Annotated in this window: 9 protein-coding genes; 5 read left to right on the forward strand and 4 right to left on the reverse strand. The window is 49.0% G+C overall.

The window, feature by feature from the left end; genetic code table 11:
* Positions 1-112: 112 nt before the first annotated feature.
* From P0Y67_RS15655 to P0Y67_RS15665, 3 genes are all read left to right on the forward strand, one after another.
* Positions 113-1,228: a Bug family tripartite tricarboxylate transporter substrate binding protein gene (locus P0Y67_RS15655; protein WP_342392619.1), complete on the forward strand. Its 1,116-nt coding sequence runs from the start codon at positions 113-115 to the stop codon at positions 1,226-1,228.
* 131 nt (positions 1,229-1,359) lie between these two features.
* A complete protein-coding gene (locus P0Y67_RS15660; protein WP_342392620.1) occupies positions 1,360-3,333 on the forward strand; it encodes a tripartite tricarboxylate transporter permease in 1,974 nt (657 codons plus the stop codon).
* A 13-nt stretch (positions 3,334-3,346) separates the two neighbouring features.
* The gene (locus P0Y67_RS15665) at positions 3,347-4,198 is read left to right on the forward strand and encodes a universal stress protein (RefSeq protein ID WP_342392621.1); all 852 of its coding nucleotides are present in this window, start codon (positions 3,347-3,349) and stop codon (positions 4,196-4,198) included.
* Positions 4,199-4,414: 216 nt separating this feature from the next.
* On the opposite strand, the gene P0Y67_RS15670 is transcribed toward P0Y67_RS15665, so the two are convergent.
* Positions 4,415-4,633, reverse strand: coding sequence for a DUF6500 family protein (locus P0Y67_RS15670; protein WP_342392622.1), 219 nt, complete (start codon positions 4,631-4,633; stop codon positions 4,415-4,417).
* Between the two features lie 10 nt (positions 4,634-4,643).
* A complete protein-coding gene (locus P0Y67_RS15675; protein WP_342392623.1) occupies positions 4,644-5,522 on the reverse strand; it encodes an AraC family transcriptional regulator in 879 nt (292 codons plus the stop codon).
* A gap of 95 nt (positions 5,523-5,617) precedes the next feature.
* On the opposite strand from P0Y67_RS15675, the gene P0Y67_RS15680 reads away from it, so the two are divergent.
* Both P0Y67_RS15680 and P0Y67_RS15685 read left to right on the forward strand, forming a co-directional pair.
* Positions 5,618-7,000, forward strand: a complete 1,383-nt coding sequence (locus P0Y67_RS15680; RefSeq protein ID WP_342392624.1) for an MATE family efflux transporter — start codon at positions 5,618-5,620, stop codon at positions 6,998-7,000.
* A 483-nt stretch (positions 7,001-7,483) separates the two neighbouring features.
* Complete coding sequence (locus P0Y67_RS15685) at positions 7,484-15,271, forward strand: hypothetical protein (RefSeq protein ID WP_342392625.1); 7,788 nt, start codon at positions 7,484-7,486, stop codon at positions 15,269-15,271.
* Positions 15,272-15,827: 556 nt separating this feature from the next.
* On the opposite strand, the gene P0Y67_RS15690 is transcribed toward P0Y67_RS15685, so the two are convergent.
* Complete coding sequence (locus P0Y67_RS15690) at positions 15,828-17,420, reverse strand: sigma 54-interacting transcriptional regulator (RefSeq protein ID WP_342392626.1); 1,593 nt, start codon at positions 17,418-17,420, stop codon at positions 15,828-15,830.
* Positions 17,407-20,070, reverse strand: coding sequence for a type VI secretion system ATPase TssH (gene tssH, locus P0Y67_RS15695; protein WP_342392627.1), 2,664 nt, complete (start codon positions 20,068-20,070; stop codon positions 17,407-17,409). Before tssH ends, P0Y67_RS15690 begins: the two co-directional genes overlap by 14 nt.
* Positions 20,071-20,500 lie beyond the last annotated feature (430 nt).

Here is a 20,500-nt window from a genome sequence, read left to right on the forward strand (position 1 = left end):
GTTAATAAAAAGTGGCAAGTCAGTTTGGTGACAGTTTTGCGTCTTAGGGTGTGAACATCGCTCCGATGCGATTTGAATTCGATGCTGCCATGACAGAATTGAGGAAAATCCTATGTCACTTAACGATTTTTTTAATAAAACCAAGTTATGCCTCAGCTGCCAGCTTGTATCCACTGCCCTGATGACGATGCCTTTGATGTCACCTGTTTATGCTCAGCCAGTGAGCTTTGAGGGGGAGCGCGTACAAGTGACAGTGCCATATAAAGAAGGCGGAGGTACCGATACCTGGGGCCGATTTTTTGGTCCTTACTTCACTCAGGCACTGCCTGGCGAGCCGGTTGTGATGATCAAAAACGTTCCCGGCGGGGGGTCAACGAAAGGTGCGAACCAGTTTGCCAGACAAGCTAAAGAGGATGGGCTGGATGTGCTCGCAAGCTCTGCGTCAACGCATTACACCTATCTGTTGAGTGATCGCCGTGTCAGGTACGACTACCACGAGTGGTCGCCAGTACTGGCATCTCCTACAGGTGGCGTGGTTTATGTGTCCAAGGATGTGGGGGTGGCCAATGCACAAGAATTTGTTGATAAGCTGGACACCCTATCATTCAAATACGCGAGCCAGGGGGCGACGTCGATCGATTTGGTGCCACTACTGGCATTCGATCTCCTGGGTGCAGACGTTCAGGCTGTATTTGGGATGAAAGGCCGCGGCGCGGGGCGTCTCGCGTTCGAGCGTGGTGAAGTGAGTTTAGATTCGCAAACCAGTTCGGCCTATTTAAAAAAGGTCGCGCCATTGGTTGAAGAAGGAAAGGCGATCCCGCTATTCAGTTTTGGGGTGGTCGATGATGAAGGCCGCTTACAGCGCGATCCTAACTTCCCCGATTTGCCGCATTTCGGTGAGGTATATGCTATGGCGAAAGGTGATACGACAGGCTCGCAGGGCTTTCAAGTTTGGCGATCTTTCTTTATCGCCGGGTTTGTTGCACAAAAAGTCTTCTTTTTGCCGAAGTCTACACCAGAAAATATCAAGCAGGCGTGGCGGGATTCAATGAGTAAACTCATCACCCAACCAGAATTTCAAGCCAGAGCCGAGGGCGTTTTAGGGAACTACGCGCCTTTAACGGGTGTAAAAGCCGATGCAGCGGTTGAAAGTATGTTGTCTCTCGACGACGCCAGCAGAGCATGGGTAACCAACTGGCTGAAAGAGAAGTACAACACCAGGTTGTAACCATATCAGACTTCGGCGGAACCTTGTTCACGGTAGACAAAACCGCCATCCACATCTCCAATTTCAACAGATTCTCCGGGTTTTGAATTGAAACCCGGAGCCGGTTTCAATGAATTCACAAGGACTCAAGGATGTTTAGTGATTTACTTGCTGCCTTGCATACCATACTAACGTTTCAGCACATCAGTTACATGATGGGGGGCGTTTTACTTGGACTTGCAATTGGCATTTTCCCTGGCTTGGGCGGGATAGCGGGGCTGTCCTTATTACTCCCGTTTCTCTATGGCATGGACCCGATTTCTGCGCTGGCGATGTTGATTGGACTTGTCGCCGTTATCCCGACATCTGACACCTTTACTTCGGTGTTGATGGGGATACCTGGCTCCAGTGGATCCCAGGCAACCGTACTGGATGGCTTTCCGATGGCAAAAAAAGGGCAGGCTGCGCGGGCACTTTCGGCGGCTTTTACCTCTTCATTGTTCGGCGGTTTGTTCGGTGCTGTGGTATTGACCGGCTTTGTGTTAGTGGCAAGACCGGTAATTTTAGCCTTTGGATCCGGCGAGCTGTTTATGCTGACGTTGCTGGGGCTAACCATGGTCGGCTCGCTGGCAGGCAAAAGCCTGGTGAAAGGTTTGTCAGCTTGTGGATTAGGGGTGTTGCTCGGCAGTGTAGGCAGTGCGCCAGCTACCGGCGAATATCGCATGTCGTTTGACAATTTTTATTTGATGGACGGCATTCCTTTAGTGGTGGTGGGCTTAGGCATATTTGCACTCCCTGAAATTATCGATCTGCTAAGACAAAACAAGCCTATTTCCAATGCGAGCCGGTTAGGGTCTGGTTGGATGGCCGGTGTCAGAGATTTTATTGCTCATCGCTGGCTTGCGCTGCGGTGCAGTGTGATCGGCTGCATCATAGGGGCACTTCCAGGGTTAGGAGGCAGCGTTGTCGATTGGATTGCTTATGGGCATGCGGTGCAAACCACCAAAAATAAGCCTGACTTTGGGCATGGCGACGTGCGGGGCGTTATTGCGCCAGAGTCATCAAACAACGCGAAAGAGGGCGGGGGATTAGTGCCAACCTTATTGTTTGGGATTCCCGGTTCTGGTGGTATGGCTGTCTTTCTCGGTGGCATGGTTCTGGTTGGCCTTGAACCCGGGCCGGCAATGGTCAGTACCGACTTAGATGTTACTTATACAATCGTGTGGTCACTTGCGTTAGCGAATGTGCTTGGGGCCGCTGCCTGTATGCTTATTTCGCCCTGGGTAGCGAAGCTCACGACAATTCGGTACGCCTTGTTGGCGCCATTTATGGTAATGGTGATCTGCTTTGCCGCGTTTCAGGCAACACGCGACCTAGGGGATCTGGTGACTCTGCTGGGTATTGGTGTGCTGGGTGTGCTGATGAAGCGCTTTGACTGGCCAAGACCGGCATTCTTAATTGGCTTTGTGCTTTCAGCGGGAATGGAAACGTATTTGTATCAAGCCATTCAGTTTGATGGTGTGGCGTTTTTACTTCGTCCCGGTGTCATCATCATTGGCGTGATTACCTTGGTATCTCTTGCGTTAATGATTCGTCAAAATCTGAAAACAAAGCCGGCACAAGAAGTATCCTCGCCTTCGGGTCATCGTCGGCCACAGATCATTTTTGCGCTTTTGGTGAACCTCGTTTTTGCGTACGGGATTTATGATGGCTATCAGCAGAGCTTTCTCGGAGGGATTTTCCCCATCGTCGTCGCGAGTGGAATGTGGATACTGTCGGCTGTGGTGATTATTCAACTGTTAACCTGCCCGGATGACGCACCGGTTTGTTTCGACAATGAGTACGTGCAAGGGTATGCCTACGACAGCAATACAGCCTCAATGATGCACTATCTTTACTGGCTTGCGGGTTTGATTGTGGGCAGCTATCTGGTGGGCTATGTCATCTCGATTACGATCTTTTTCTGTGCGTTTCTCATGTCAAAAGCCGGGTTAAGTCTTGGACGATCACTGACCCTGACCGCCGCGGCATCGTGCTTTTTGCTGGCGCTTACCCATGTCATGTTGTTGGATCTGCCGATTGGTATTTTGCAAGATACCGTGCCTTTACCCTGGCCGTTGGGCTAATGAGGAGTGAAAAATGTCAATTAACACAATCATTATGCCTTTTGCTTCACAGGAAAACGGCGAAATGCGGTTGCGAGGTGCGCTGAGTCTGGCTCAATATTTTGGGGCCCATTTAGACGTGCTTCATGCCCAAATGGGCTCGGAGCAGTTAATGCCAACTGAAAAACAGTTAGTGTCCAGAAAGTTTTATGATCAAATCGATAAGATTGTGAGAGATTACATTCACTATGATATGTCTCAGGCTAAGCAGATTTTTGAGCAATGGTGCCGCGCTTCCCACATCGTAGAGGGAGAGACCACCTCGTCACAGGCGAGTGCCAGCTGGCATGACATTTTTGGTTATCGGGGTGACATTGTCGCCGAATGGGGAAAAGTGTCTGATTTGATCATCATTCCCAAGTCACTCAATGGCCAGACAAGCATCAGCTTTGAATCAGCGATCAGTCATGGCGGTAAACCTGTTATTGTCATGCCGCGTACGCAAACGCACTTTTCGCCAGAAACCGTGATGATCGCTTGGAATGGTGACAAAGCAGCGGCAAATGCAGTCAGTAGTGCGCTTCCCCTGTTAAAACGGGCTAAGCAGGTGGTTGTCGTCACCAGCGAACGCTCAATCGCGAAAAAACCCACACAGCTTGATGTGGCCTGCTACCTCAACCGGCATCAGGTTGAAGTGGAGTGCATAACCTTTGGGCAGAGAAATCGTAATACAGGAACGCAGTTGCTTGAAGTCGCGAAAGAGCTTCGCGCGGATGTGATTGTGTCTGGCGCATTTGCTCATCAGAAGCTGCACCAAAAGGTATTTGGTGGTGTTACCAAGAAGTTGCTGGTTGAGTCCGCTGTACCCTTGTGGATGATGAGTTAAATGATCTGAAGACAGTTTGACGCCAGGTGCGCTTGATACTGTTGCTTACATGGCTGGTTAGCCATTTATCTGCCCGCCCGGGAAACGGCAAGGTAGTTATCTCCATCCTGCCGGATGCTAACCAGCCTTTATTATTGGTTGTAATGCCAAATCAGCTTTGCTGTCTGAAACCACCCTCTTATAGCGGTATCCGCTATTCGCTATTTGAAGTGAAGGCTATTTGTTCGCCTCAACCATTCCTATGATCTTCCTGGCTTTTTCAAAGTGGTCCAGTTGATGGGTTTGTATCCACCAGGTTGCGGCTTCCATCAGCAGTTCGGGGTCATCGTTTTTATTGGCAAAAAAGGCATAAAAAGACACACCGACATTGTCACCCTTCTGAGCGATTTTTTTGTGGCAGATCTGAATGATTTTTTGTCGCAGCGATTCGCGCATAGGGTTGTCCTTAAATAGGGTTATTGTTGATGTTAAGTAATTTATCAGCCAGAGACGGCCGCTGACGAAATTGCCTCGGTGTCATGCCTGACCAGGTTTTGAAGCGGGTACTGAAATTGGCCGGAATGGGGTAACCGACCATTTCCCCGATCTGTTGCACTGACCATTCAGAGGAGCGCAACAGCCGGGCCGCGTATTCCATCCGCATCCGGGTTAAATGTGCCATTGGGCTGCGTCCCATGTACTGCTGGCATAAGCGATGAAAATGCGGTTCAGAGCAGGGATAGAGCGCAGCCAGCTGGCGAACATCCCACTCTTTATGTAGCTGGCGCTGGACGCGGTCGAAGACCCTTTTTAACCGAACCTGATGACGCGGTTGGCTTGTGATGTCCGGCGTGCGAAGCAGTAAGTCAATTTGCTGCACGCTGTGTGCGATAACGGCACCACTTAAATCCATCTGCAGAGACTGGCTTCTGAGCAGGGTCTGAATACAGGCGTACATGACTTCGGCCGTTGGCGTCAGCAGGTAGCTGATCTCGTCCGTGACCAAAGCCGGCCAATCTTTGGCCGTATCCAGAAACAGCCAGGCAATTTGCCAGCCATCCTCTGCGATACCAAACCCGTTCTCAGTGCCTGCAGGCACAGTGATCATCGACCCCGGCTCCAGCAGCCAACGGCGTCCTTCGCTTTCCAGCCATCCCTTGCCGGCAACCGTGTACATCAGCATGTGTTTTTGCGGATGTTTCCTGAACACCGAAAACTGTTCACGGCAGTGTGCTATCCCGCATTGCACCAGGCCATGCTCTTCCAGCAGCAAGACTTTGGTCTGGTCCAGGAACTCCTGCTGCGTTTTCTCTGAGATCAGAAACCGCTCTTGCTTGTCGTTCATCTTGATAGTCTGGCAAATGTTTTGGATGAGCTGAAAGAATACGGGATTCAGTCTGAGATTTACACTGTGCGCATAATCACCGGAGGAGAATTGTGATGTTGCTTTCAGCTCAGTACATTGATCGCGCATTTTGGCAGAAATTGCTGAAAATAGGTTTGCCTGTCTCGCTACAGGCGATGTTGTTTTCATTGCTGGGCGTTGTCGATATTTTCATGGTCAGCCAGCTTGGCGAACAGGCAACGGCTGCTGTCGGCGTGGGCAACCGGATATTCTTCTTCAATCTGATCATGGTGGTTGGCGCCAGTGGTGCGGTAAATGTACTAGCTTCGCAATACTTTGGTGCCGGTAATATGGAAGGCGTTCGCCGCACGCTGGCCCAGTCATGGATGCTGTCCGGGCTGGTGGTTCTGCCCTTCGTTGTGCTGTATCTGTTGATTCCTCAGCCTTTGGTGGCACTGGTCGCTTCCGAGCCGCATTATGTGCAGCTGGCAACGGATTATCTTTGGATCACCGGGCCGAGCATTATCTTTACGGCACTGGTGGTGCCACTGGAATCGGCGTTGCGCTCCATAGGGGATGCCAGGCTGCCCACTATCATCAGCATCTTTGCGATAGCCATTAATGCCTTACTGAACGCCTTGTTGATTTTCGGTCTGTGGGGACTGCCTGAACTGGGGGTGCTGGGCGCAGGTATCGGCACAATCATTTCCCGGTTACTGCAAACCGCGCTGCTTTTCTGGGTGGTGGCTCGCCGCTATCCGCATCTGCTGCCTGAGCGTTTTCACTGGGTTGAGGCTGTTAAACGCCATCATTTACGACGCTATTTCAAGGTGGCGATGCCGATGTTTGTCCACGACACCGGCTGGGCGGGCGGGCTGCTGGTCTATAACGTGCTGGTGGGCCAGTTAGGGGTCAGTGAGCTGGCGATTATCTCGCTGCTGTCACCGGTTGAAAGCGTGCTCATCTCGGCGTTTCTGGGCTTTGCGGTGGCCGCGTCAATCATTTTAGGCAATGACATAGGTGCGGATAACTACCAAAGGGTCGAAGGCACCGCCTGGTGGTATGTGATCATCAGTTGCAGTTTTGCGTTATTACTGGCCATAGCCTGCTGGCTGGCTCAACCAGTGATTGTTTTTCTGATCGGGTTAAGTCCGGTCGAACAAAAAGATCTGGCCGTGAATGTGACGCTGGTGATGGCATTTGGCATGGTGCTGAAAGTCTTCAATATGGTGGGGATTGGCGGCGTCATGCGCAGCGGCGGCGACATCAATTACAGCATCTTTATTGATCTGTTTGCCCAGTGGGCGATAGGCATTCCGTTGGCTTATTGCACAGGCCTGGTTCTGGGCTGGTCACTGGACTGGGTACTGGCGGTCATTTTGCTGGAAGAAGTGGTCAAGATAGGGCTGACCACTCAGCGTATTCAGTCGAAAAAGTGGATCAATAATCTGATTCGGGAGCCAGAGATTGTCAGATAAGATTAAGTACATATTAACTTCCTAAATACCAAGGGGAGCATTCAGAACAAAATGGTGTTTTTGAGGGGCTGATTTCCATATAGCCAGGTAACCGAACTCATCAGCTAATAGGTAAACCTACACTTGCAAATGCACCTTCCGTAAAAACGAAGGTGACAGCATTTTTGGCTGTGTAGAAATGCTAGTTTTATGGTGAAATACTACTCAGTAGCTTGCACTAAATTAGTTCTCGGTATACAAGCTTGGTGAACAGCTCACAAATATAGTGATTAATAAGACATTTTATTCGGCCAATGTGCGCTCAGAAGTGTCGTTTTTGATTAGATTGTATGAAATTCACCTGATTATATTACTTATTAGCCTGTCATTTCGACGGTTGAAGCTGTCGATTTGTTATTGCAACTTGTTGTTTTTACTGGATTGTTTTGAGTCTTGTACTGCATATAATAATGCGCTATTGACCAATTATTCAGTGTGGCTAACGTGTTCAGACAAATTGTTTTATTGTTGCTTTTTGTACTCCTGTCGGCTTGTGGCAGTGAAGAAACCTATCCTGAGTATCCGAAAGATCGCCAGCAAGGTATTCTCAGCGGCGTCGTATTTGATGCTGCGGTTTCTAATGCAAGAGTCAGTGTTTACGAATTCAACAATGGTAAAGCAGGTCGTTTATTAGCTGCCACCAACACCAACCCGGATGGGCGTTTTTCTATCGCGCTCACGGCCGGGACCACACCGTTGTACATTGAAGCTAACGGTGGCGGATATCTGGACCCGCATTCAAAAAATGTCGTGACTGTGAATGACAGAGGCCCGCTGAAGTTCCGGGCTTATGTCAATTTTGTGGAAGGTCAAAACCGGAATGTCATGCTGACTCCGCTGACCAATATTGCCGCGGGTCTGGCTGAATATAATTTTCAGCGTTTAGGTCAACAGACTGCGGCAGCCATTGAATCCGCAAACGCAGCCGTGAACAGCCAGTATGGATTTGATGTCTTTTCGGTTCAGCCACTGGATATTTCTGTCGGTAACTACAGCGCTGTTGCCACACAAGGTCATCAGTATGGCGCATTCTTGCTGGCATACTCTTCAGCAGCTTATGAGCTGCTGGAAAAATCAGGCGGCAGTGACAAAGAAAAGCTCATTTATACCTCTTACAATCTGGCTGATCTGCAATATCGTGATATTCAGGCAACCGGACAATTGGATGGCTGGTCACTGGATGAAGTCTCGGCTTTGCCGGTGGCGCTGTCGTTTGGTCTGCAAAAACTAAATGTTGAGTATTACACCAACACATTAGCCCAGCATTTGCTCCGGGTGGTGAACAACCCGGACATTAATATTTCTTCGACACCTGCCAGTGATTACACCCCGCTGGTGAATCGTCTGAACAATGCTTCAGGCGGGATTTATGCCCCGAGAGCACCGGTTTCCATTGATGAAGATGCGCCGGAAGTGGTGCGTTTCGGGAATGAAACCTTGTCCGGCTCTGGATTGGTTTCTGTTAAAGTCACCGACTTTATCGGGATTGAGTACGCGGAAGTTTTCTTGCAGACCAAAACCGCAGAAAGTGGCTGGGGCGAGCTGGAAAACTGTAAAAACGGTATTTCTTCACTCTGTAGTGTGCAGTCTGAGGCTTTCGACAGTGGTGTGCGTGAAACACTGGTGGTCACCAAGGTCAATACGCTGGAAATCGATAAGTTATCGGCTGAACCCGTTGAGGGACGTCTGGTTCTGAAAGTGGCTGATGTGCTCGGAAATGCCGATGATGCACAATCCGTTTCTTTCCGGTGGGATAACCTCGCACCAGTGATCAATGTCACGTCGCCGAAGACCTTTAACCCGGTCAACAAGGCATTCTATACCCTGACCGGAACCATCAAAGATGCAGGTTCAGCTATTGCCAGCGCAACCATTGCAGTGAACGCCGGTGCGCCGGACGTGCTGAACTGTACCATGCAAAAAGATCCTGACACTCAGGAAGATGTGTGTGCGTTTACCCAGAATTTCGACCGGGGTCTGTTCATTGGCGGACAGACCACCTTCTTCCTCACCGCAACGGACGGTAACGGCAACAAAAGTCAGGCACAGCATCTGATTCTGTCGGATACCACAGCGCCGACGCAAAGCGTCGCGTTTCCTGAAGTCGCGATGAAGTTCTTCGACGCAGATACCGGCGAATATCAGGACAACCTGACGCAAGAATATTTCCAGGATCTTTACGGAAAACAGTATCTGAACCTGAATTATGCTTATGCCCTGCAAGGGCTGAAAGGCGTTCATCCGGAAGTTGATTTTGCAGACTTTACCACCCTGGTGCTTGATCAGAATCAGGTGCCGTATCTGACTCTGAGTGTTTCAGACGCCACGGGCAGCTCTGAAGTGACCAGTTCCTCGGCAGAGGAACTCAATGTCATTGTCACTTATGAAGCGGGGAAAATCGGTGAGCCGGTCGCGATTACCCGGACAGTGAAAAGTAATCTGGGCCAGCTTCCCCATGAAGTGTTTCCGGCACCCGACAGCGAAGGCTATATCAGCGAAGCGCGTTATTTCATTCCTTTTGTCCGGGAAATCTTCGGGGCAGACTTCACCCGGGTGGATGAAAGCTACGCGCAAACCATTACCATTGTGACTGAGGACGGTTCAGGCAACTTATCTGTGCCTTATAAGTTTCAGTTCAAATCTACTTTTAACCTGCCTTCGATCAAGGTGACGTCGCCTTATATTGGCGCGAGTGCAACCATTGAACGGCTAAACGCCTCCGGCCAGTGGGCGTCGATTGCGTCGTGTAAGATGCTTGCTGAGCCGTCGAAAACAGGCGGCGGCACGCTGAAAGACACGGCCAGTTGCCAGACGCATTCTCAGTTTGCCGGTGAGATCCACAGGGTAACGGTGACGGGGTCAACCCAGTTCTACAAATGGAGTCAGAATGCACTGACTGAATTTGACCTGACCGAAGAACACGGCCTGCGCAGCTACGGCATTGTAGGCGGTGAATCCGGGGATCGTGAGTTTATCATCACGGAACTGTCGGTTTTCCAGTCCGGGTTCTTTGATTACCTGTTTGATCAATCGAATAAAACACAAGGCACGGCTCAGGGCATTCTCTCGGATGTGAATGCCATGTTCGGGGAGCAGACCAGCCAGTTCTTCGGCTTCAACCCGACCACAACTTATTACGCGAATAATGATGAGTTGCTGACGATTCCAAACCCGCCGTCCAGTAAATATCTGTACCGCTTCCTGCTGGAAGCCATGGGTGATATTGCCAATGCGAGTGCGGTACAAAACAGTACGGATCTGGCAAAACTGTATTACACGGATATCGTTGGAGACGGAAAACCGGATGGAAAGAATGCCGCTGGTCAGCAACTGTATTTTGCCAATGATCCGCTGGGTGAAAATTATTACCGCGAGAAACTGGGCGAACATTTCTACGACATTGTGAAAACAAAGTTTACCGGCAAAGTCGATGACAAAGTGGCGATGTATTATGCCAACCGCTTTGCGAAATCGGATCCGACGCTGCAAAGCCAGAAGGTCTTTAACTCGCCTGCGGAAGCGGTCGATCAGGAGCCGCCAGCAGTCAGCCTCGACCCGCTGGCCAGTAATGCCATTCAGTTATTCAACAAGTGGTACGTGAGCGGGGATCTGAGCGCAATTGTGAATGTGACTGACCCGTCAGGTCTGGATAAAAGCGCGCAGCCGACCAAGCTAGAATTGTTCTGGGGTGTGGACACCGAGAACAATGCGACTACGCCAACCGGGATCTCGGCCAATAAAATCGATAACGATGCCTATGCAGAGAAGCATCAGTTTGGATTGGATACGGCCAACGACTATCCGGGTATCGCCCGTTTGGATCTGTTGCTGAGTGCAACTGACCGTGAAGGCAACAGCCATGGTTATAACGGCCAGACCAAAAAAGCGACCATCTTTATTATTGATAACGATCCGCCGAAGTATACCTTCGTTCCGCCGTTTAAAGCCGACAATCTGCCAGATACCACGTATATCAACACCAACTTTAAACAAACACTGAAATTTGAAGTGGATGAGCGCGTTGGTGAGGATCCCGCCAAGCGTCGATTCATTTTCCGCAACGGCACCAAAGAGCGTGTGGTGACGCAGGATGAATCCAAATCCGAGAGTAACATCGTGACCCTGTATCTGTGTCTGGATACGCAGTGTGCCGATGATCTGGAAATTCCGAAACCGGTTCATCTGGATGCCGGTTCATGGACGCTGATCACCGAAGGTGCGGATAAACTCGGGAACTTCATTCCTGCTACCGATCCGAATGTCGGTCGTTTTCGGGTGAATGTCGATTTTCAGGCACCGGAAGTGCTGGATTCTGACGTGGAACTGCTGGGCGGTAACAGCCAGTGGTCGCCACTCGCGGTGCTGAATAATGGGATCGGGAATGTCAGTGCGCTGGGTGATATTGAACTCAAACTGCATACCGGCGCAGGACTGATTGATCTGGCGCCGTGCGGCCCGGATTGCTCAACAGTACCAGCGTATCTGCTGGGCGATAAAGCCAACACCAAAATGCAGCTGGTCGCGGCGAACCTGGAGCATGGGAAAACCTACACGCTCTATATCACAGCGCGGGATACAGCTTATCCGCCGAATGAAGGGGAAGGCACCTTTGCATTCAAGATTGATAAAATGGGTCCGGCGATCGCGACACCGACGCTGAAAGACGGTACAGCACCTGAGTTATCCGGCAATATTATGGGGACCAAATTCATTGCCAATATTGCCAGCATTACGGATGACTCCAGTGTTGAAAATATCAGTTTCTGGCAGGAACTGAGCGCCAGTGAAGTCAAGCTGGTGGAACCGTTCAAGCCGGAGGGGCTGACCAACATTAATATTGATCTGCAAAAGGCGAATACGTCGCTGATCAATACCAGCGAAGGCCATCAGATCAAAGTGTTTGTCAAAGCGACAGATAAATATGGCTTCGAGAGCCGCTCAAATGCGGTCTCAACTTACTTCGATAATGAAGGCCCGACAATCACGTTAAATAACTTTGATGAAGTGAATGACTTCGTTGAGCCGGGTTATGTGTTCAGTATCTCGGTTCAGGATGAGGGCACAGATCCGATCAAACCGGGTTCAGTGGTTTACTGGACTTACACCGGCACAACCCCACCGCCGGGCGTAGCTGGGACACAGCCAACCAATCCGAACGAGATTGAAACCAATATGCAGCAGAAGTTCACCCTGAAAATCAATGCTGAGGATATTCGTGGCAATCTGCAGGATAAAACGACCTTTGCTATTCAGGTGGATACCACACCGCCTGATGCCTCACTAACAGCGCGTTATCAGAGTAATAACCTTGAAATTAGTCCGGCCCAGACGATCACTGAAGTGGGAACCGTCGACCTCTATCTGAATGCGGTCGATCCTGAAAGTGGTATTGATAAGGTGGAAGCAACCCTGTTCCGTGTTGGCACCGAGCAGGGCGAAACCATTGTCTTTAGTCCTGTACCGGGCAATGAAACACAACGTAAAGCGACCTTGAATACTCAGATTGCCAACGACGGTAAATACAACCTGGTTGTTGATGTCTATAACAAAACCAAGGTCAACCAAGCGAGTCCGCGTCAGAAAACAACCGTAGTACGTCCGCTGACCGTTCAGCGTGAAGGCTACAGCCTGACCGTTCTGAACCCGGCAAACTTCGGGACATTCACTTTTGGCCAGAGCCTGCGTGCTGAATTCGGCATTCAGAATGCGGAAGGTGCCGTCCTGAATAAACTCGAATGTTGGCTACGCGAAGATTACACCGGTGACGGCGCGCCGGATAACGATACGTCGGGCTACTACAAGGTCTACACCAACACCGCCTCGCCTGTGTGTCAGTTCGACAACATTGACCGCAATATGGCGAATAATCCGGTGCTGATCACCCGAACAACTGCAAGTAATGATGCCAAAGTTGACCAGATTTTCTCGTTCAACATGGTCGATATCGATGCACCTGTGATCGCCAATAAAGACAACTTTATGTTGAAGAAAGGCGAAGTAGACAAGGTTGATGGTGTGAAAATGATTACCTTGAATATTATGGTAACAGATGCCTTGTCAGGCATGAATGACACTGCTGCCGTTAAATTATTGAAAGGCTTGAAAGAATACGAGCCAACGGGTATTCAGCGGAGTAATGGTAACAAGACGATTACTTATAAGTTTACCGGTAAATATGATGATTTGGTTCGAAATGGTGATGTAGAGCATTTTGTTAAAATCACTGGGCTTAAAGATATGGCTGGCAATACAGTATTGGATGTAGATTCTACGATTCAATTGTTAGTGCCAAATACCAAGCCAGTTGTTGAAATTACAGATAAGAAAAATGGAGATTTTATTAATAGTAAGACGGTGGAGTTCAATCTAAAAATAGGTCTGGGCCAAGAGGCTAATCTTGGAAATATCTATATTAATTTAGGTGGTACTAACACAGGTAATACTAAATTTGAATTCAATACTCACCCGGATAATTTTGGTGATAGTGTAAATCAATGCGTGGATGATCCAGCTTACCGCTGTACCACATTTACAGGACAAATTGCAGCGGATTATGTTGAGAACAGTATTCCTGTGACTGTCCGAGTTGAAGATGATTGGGGGAATAGCAATTATCCGGTAACTAAGATAGATCTTGGTATTGATCAGGCACCACCAGTTATTGCTGATGTTTACAGTATTGGAAATGACGGTAATGGTAATGTATTGATGAACTTTGATGTGTCTGATGAAGCAAGTGGACTAGAGAAGGTCACATATACGGTCAAAGATCTGGGCAACTCATCATTTGTTGTTGAAAAATCATACGGTGATGACACTATTACACAGCTGACGTTTGATGCTGCACTATTAGGAAATAAAGACAGTTTCCGAGTGGCTCTGACAGTTGAAGATAAAGTTGGGCAAAAAGACGTCAAAGAATTCACTGTCAATATCATTAAGCCAATAGCGACGCTAGAACTGTTAGGGGCGCAGAAAGTCGGTTCGAACATTGTTCTGAGAAATAACAGTCAGACGTTTAATATCAGCACGACTACGGATCCGAATTCACGCGCAGAAGTGAAAGGCTATGCTCTAACACTGGAGCCACAGGCTGCGGGTCTGAGCCCAATTACATTGGCCGGAGAATTCAACGGTCTGACGACGGCGACTGAGATTGCAACTCTGACTGAAAGTATGCAGGGGCCATATCACCTGAAACTGGCCATTCTGGATAATCTTGGACGCTCACTGACTAGCTATACCTTGAAAGGCGAAAGCTCACCAGTGACCATATCACCATTGATTATTGATATGGTAAATCCGATGATTCTGAACATTTTACCTAATCAGTTGAAGGTACAGCCAGAAAATGGTCGCTACAGATTGGAAATTACGGCTGATATTTCTGATGCGAACCTGGATCCAACATCAGTTATTGCAAAGCTAAAGAATTCTGAAGGGAATTTGCAAAACCCTGCAAGTATTTCGAAGCCAGGCGAGCCAAGTGGAACCTATGGTTTTGAGTTTGCTGTCATACCGGGTGTATATGATTTGGAAATCACGGCCAAAGACTATGCTGGTAACCCTGTCACCGAAGTTCAGCAAGGTATAGTGATTGAAGCTTGGACTGTGCCAACAGCGACGATTACTTCTCCTGATGGTGTTGAAATGGGTGGAAACAAAACCAAGACGTTGTCTATTCAATTCTCTGAAGGGATTGAAGGTTTTACGGTTGATGATTTGGTGGCCACACCGACTGTTGGCAGTAATGTAGGTTATTTCAGTAACTTTAATGAAAGATCTGGTAATCGCTGGGAAGTTGATTATATATCGCCAAATGGTTTGGATACGGATGTCAATATCAGTATTCCTGAAGGCAGCTATGTCTCTTCGGATGATCAGATGCCAGGTGATCCTGCTGAAATGAATATAGCGGTGATTGGTTCGCCATTGACAGCGCAAATTACATTCCCGGATGGTAGCTCAACGGTTACACAAGGGCAGAAATTGAAAGTTAAATTTACATTTAATCGCTCAGTTCCGGGTAGTATTACACCGACACCTGAAAATTCTATATTATCTAAAAAGTGGACTATCCTGCAGACTAATCCAGAACGGACTGAGTTTATATATGAATTAAATTCAGCTAAGCTAGATCTAGGCGCTCAGAGCATCGGTGTTCAGGCTGGTTATGAAGATAAATACGAGAATTACGGCCAAGGAAAAACAGCCAATATATTCGTTCAGTAAGCACTAATAATCACCGCCATTCGGCGGTGATTTTTTATCTCCCCCCTACCGAATCTTGCTAAACGTTACTGGGTGTTTTTTCGCCGTTACCGAGCCTCATCAGTGATCTTCATGCAATGAAAACCATATATGCATCTTGGTGTATTGAGTTCATATGATCATGAGTATTCGCACCATTTATCATATTGATTTTACATATTCGAAGAGATGATAAATGAATAAAAAAAACGCTGTTCGCTTCACTCGTCATTGTATGCTGTAGCAATGCTTAAGCCGATAATAATTATTATTAAGTGCCGATTTAATCCGGATGATTGAGTGCTGCGTCAGGCTATTCGAACGTTGTATCAGGAAAGGTAGCACGGCCTATAAGTTATTAATAAAGCTATTTTTAGCACAATAAACTGGGCTTTACTGAAGCATCTGATGTGGGTGATAGAAACAGAAATAGGTCAAATGAATTGAACGAATAATGAATGGAGATTATGTTGGCGGGGTAATGCTTTGGTTGGCTACGCAAGTATTCTCCCTCAACACAGAGGGAGAAACGTGAAGGCTAAGGCAAAATCTCATACTTCTTGATTTTATGATTGAGCGTACTCAGAGGGACAGCAAGAGATTCAGCGGCTTTTCGGGTCTGCCAGTTAAAGCGCTCCAGGGTTTTGATAATGACATCCCGCTCGTACTGATTGACCGAATCTTTTAATGAGCCGGCGTCAATCTCGGGTAATTCAACCTCAAAAATCGTTTCTTCGGGGATATCTGCGGGAATAAAGGTATCCGCTTCGCCCAGCTCAAGCGCGTCTACAGTTTCAAAATCCGACAGCAAAACCGCCCGCTCTATGACATTTCTCAGCTCCCGCACATTACCCGGAAAGCTGTACTCCAGCAGTTGCTTGCGGGCTTTTTTGCTCAGCACAGGCTCGCTGTCCAGTTGCATTTTCTGGCTGGTATGGGCAATGAAATGCTCTGCCAGTGGCAGAATGTCATCTTGTCGTTCACGCAGTGGCGGCAGATTAATCGGGAAGACATTCAGCCGGTAAAACAGGTCGGCGCGAAACTCGGCTTTCTGGATTTTATCCATCAGATTACAGTGCGTCGCCGCAACCACACGAACATCAATACTGCGCTCTTCACTGGAGCCAATGGCGCGGAATTTACGCTCCTGCAGCACACGTAGCAACTTGGCCTGGAGCAGCAGTGGCATATCACCGATTTCATCAAGAAATAATGTGCCGCCATCAGCCGCTTCAAACAGCCCGATTTTGTCTTTATCGGCCCCGGTAAAGGCGCCTTTTTTATGGCCGAACAGCTCCGACTCAAGGAGTTGTTCCGGAATAGCCGCACAGTTCTGCGCGATAAAGGGCTTATCTGAGTGATTGGAATTGTCGTGAATATAACGGGCAATCACTTCCTTACCAGCGCCGGTTTCACCTCGCAGCAGCACATCAACCGGTAAGGTCAGAATGCGTTGCAGCCGTTCAAGTACCTGACGCATCGGTTCGCTTTCCGCAATTGGCCCATCATAGTTGGGTTTTTTTCGGGCTTTCAGTTGCTGATTTTCACGGTTAAGCGCCGCATTGTCGGCTTCTAAATTACGCAGGCTGGTGTGGTAGGTATCCAGCAGGGTGGCCTGACGAATACTGGTGCCAGCCAGTTTGGTAAAGACAGACAGCGACTGTTCATCGTCGATCAGACACAAGTCGAACAACACCAGTAATCCAACGGTCAGATTCTGGTGATCTTTCAGCGGCCAGGCCAGCAGGTTGGTACTGTGCAGACCCATGGCGGCTTCATTCTGATAAATCAGATCGCAGTTATAGCCGGAATAGGTGTACAGATCGTTGATCAGAACGATCTCGCCCGAAGTGATGGCATAACCAAAAGGGTCATTATCTTTGAGCATATCCAGCTGCATGGGCAGCCAGATGTGGTCAATAATGGCTTGCTCGTGTTTATGTACGCTGAGGGGAACTAATGCCTGTCCGGTTTGGTCCAGCACGTACATGATACCGTGCTTCGCCTGAGTCAGTTGACGTGCCGCGGCCAGAATGGCGTCCATGGTGGACGCCAGCTGTGTACGGTCTGACAAGGTCTGACTGATTGCCAGTAACAGGTTATTGAGTTCTCCAGAATTAACTGAAGGCATACTCGATCGATCCTTGTTCATCAACAGAAACTGTCAGTGTGGTATGAACACTTTCTTCACCCTGATGCCCCAGCAGTTCGTTGGAGAGCTGAGGCAGAAGCTGACGGTTGATCACGGCATCGATATTACGCGCACCGGTTTCGCTCAGTCGGCAATGGCCCAGCACAAAATCAACCAGATCCTGTTCAAAGGCCAGCGTCAGATCGTGATTGGCTTTCAGGCGGGCGCCGAGTTTGCCCAGCTTGTGCTGAATAATGTCGGTCATCGCCGCATCGGCCAGTGGCAGATAAGGGATCACGTTCATGCGGGCCAGCAGTGCCGGTTTGAAGTAGCGGTTCAGTGTCGGACGAATGGCATCAGCAATCTGCGGTGCGGTAATGTCATCGCTTTGCTGAGTCAGCGCTTCGATTTCTTGCGTCGCCAGGTTACTGGTCATCAGGATCAGGGTGTTTTTGAAGTCAATCGCCCGGCCTTCGCCGTCGTTCAGTGTGCCCTTGTCGAAGACCTGATAAAACAGGTTCATCACTTCCGGATCGGCTTTTTCCACTTCATCCAGCAGCACCACAGAATACGGGCGCTGACGGACAGCTTCAGTCAGCATACCGCCTTCACCATAACCCACATAACCCGGCGGTGAACCGATCAGGCGCGAAACGGTGTGCTTCTCCTGAAATTCCGACATGTTGATGGTGGTCATAAAGCGGTCGCCGCCGAACAGCTGATCGGCAATGACGCGGGCCGTTTCCGTTTTACCCACACCACTCGGACCGACCAGCAGGAAGACGCCCATAGGGGCATCCGGATTCATCAATCCGGCTTTGGCGGCGCGGATGCCTTCACTGAGCGAGCTGATCGCAAACGGCTGGCCCTTGATCACGCTTCCGAGTGATTCATCTAGTTGCAGCACCGACGACGACTCGTCTTTTAAGACCTTACCGACAGGCACGCCAGTCCAGTCTGCGATAACCTGACTGATTTCTTCGGGGCCAACTTCAAAGTGAACCAGCACTTGGTCTGTACGGCAGGCATCCAGTGCTTCCTGACAACGCAGAATGGCAGCACGAATCGAGGCCTCATCCATATCGGCTGCGTTGCTATTTTCTGCATGGTCTTCTGCAGAGGCGGTTTCTTCGGCTTCGCCAGTGGCGATGTGCAGCTTCTGGCGCAGGCTGATCATTTCATCGATCAGCGATTTCTCCTGATGCCACTGGGCTGTCAGTGCCGTCAGTTCTTCTTTTAAATCAGTGATCTGGTTTTCAATCTGCGGGATAAGGGAAGCGTTTTTCTTATCGCCGGTTTGTTGCAGTTCGTCGCGCTTCAGACCTTCCAGTTCCCGGTTGAGCGAGGCAATTTGCTGTTGCAGGCTTTCAACCGGCGCGGGGGTTGCTCGCAGGCTGATATTGACGCGGGCACAAGCGGTATCGAGCACATCAATGGCTTTGTCCGGCAGCTGACGACCTGAGATATAGCGAGAAGACAGCTCGGCCGCACAGGCGATGGCATCATCACGCACATAAATATTGTGGGCTTTTTCATAAGCCGGACGCAGGCCGCGTATGATCAGCGCAGCTTCTTTCGGTGAAGGCTCGTCTAACTTCACCAATTGGAAGCGGCGGGCCAGCGCCGGATCTTTTTCAAAGTATTTTTTGTATTCCGACCAGGTGGTCGCCGCGATGGTTTTCACTTCACCCCGCGCCAGCGCAGGTTTGAGCAGGTTCGCCGCGTCACTGCCGCCAGCCTGATTACCGCCGCCAACCAGAGTATGGGCTTCATCAATGAAAAGAATAATCGGCGTTGGTGAGTTTTTGACTTCATCAAGAACGCCATTCAGACGTTTTTCGAACTCGCCTTTTACGCTGGCACCGGCTTGCAATAAACCCATATCCAGGCCGAACAATTCGACGCCTTTGAGGATATCCGGCACATCGCCTTCGACAATCTTCAGCGCCAGGCCTTCTACCACGGCGGTTTTGCCGACACCCGGTTCACCGACAGCAATGGGATTATTCTTACGGCGACGGGCGAGAATATCGATGATCTGGCGAATTTCACGATCGCGACAGAACACAGGGTCGATTTTACCTTCACGGGCTTTCCCGGTGAAATCGATGGTGAACTTACTCAGTGCAGTGCCTTCTTGGCGCGGATCGCTGCTCTCGGTATTGGCAACCTGCGCTTCGATCGAATCTGCGGTGAACTGATCAAAGTTTCGTTTCAGGGTTTCGCTGTTGATCGGTTCAAACAAGCTCTGAATGTCATGCTGGCCGTAACGCACCGGGTTTTTAACCAGTGTCAGCAGTAATGCCCCGGTTCGGATCTGTTGCTGCCCTAAGTCGATGGATGACATCAGCCAGGTTTCCTGCAGCCATTCAATCAATAGGGCAGAAAAAACAGGTTTACCACCGGCGGATTTATCACTGCGCTGCAGCGAGGCATTCAGAGACTGGCGAATTAAATTTTCGGAGCAGTCAAAACTTGCCAGGATTAAGTCGAAATCACTGTTTGGGCGTTCAAGCAGACTAAGCAGGTAATGCTCAATCGATACTTCCGTTGAACGTTCAGAAACAGCGAGTGCGGCTGCATCTTCCAGTGCGACTTTCGCAATAGGATGCAGGCGTTGAATCAGAGAAGCTAAATTTACGTTAATCATAGGCCCATCAAATTCGAATCAGGTAAAGCCCGGATTATAATCAGATTTTAAAAAGGCCGATGGCCGAAGCCAGTGCGATAAGTCGCTGTATTAGTGACTATTTTAATACTTGGTGGCAATTAGCATGGGTGCATGGTGGTAAGGGGTTTCACTATGAGCTTTTTAATAGGAAAAAACACTGTAAAGGCAGGCAATTTAACGGATGTCGAAAAATGTGGCAGAGGTTTTAGATTTCACTAAATAAGCGAGAGCTGGCCAGATAAATTGGCGTTTATATATAAAGAAGAAAGACAGTTAAAAGAAAAGTATGGATGTGAAAATAGTTGCTGCAAATTTCGGGTTTAAAAAACAAAAAATTAGAAAATTTTCCAAAAAGTTGGCAACAAAAATGAGTTTAAAATTCACGAAAAATCGTAACTGTTTGTTTTTG

Source organism: Photobacterium sp. SP02 (assembly GCF_038519165.1).
Classification (GTDB): domain Bacteria; phylum Pseudomonadota; class Gammaproteobacteria; order Enterobacterales; family Vibrionaceae; genus Photobacterium; species Photobacterium halotolerans.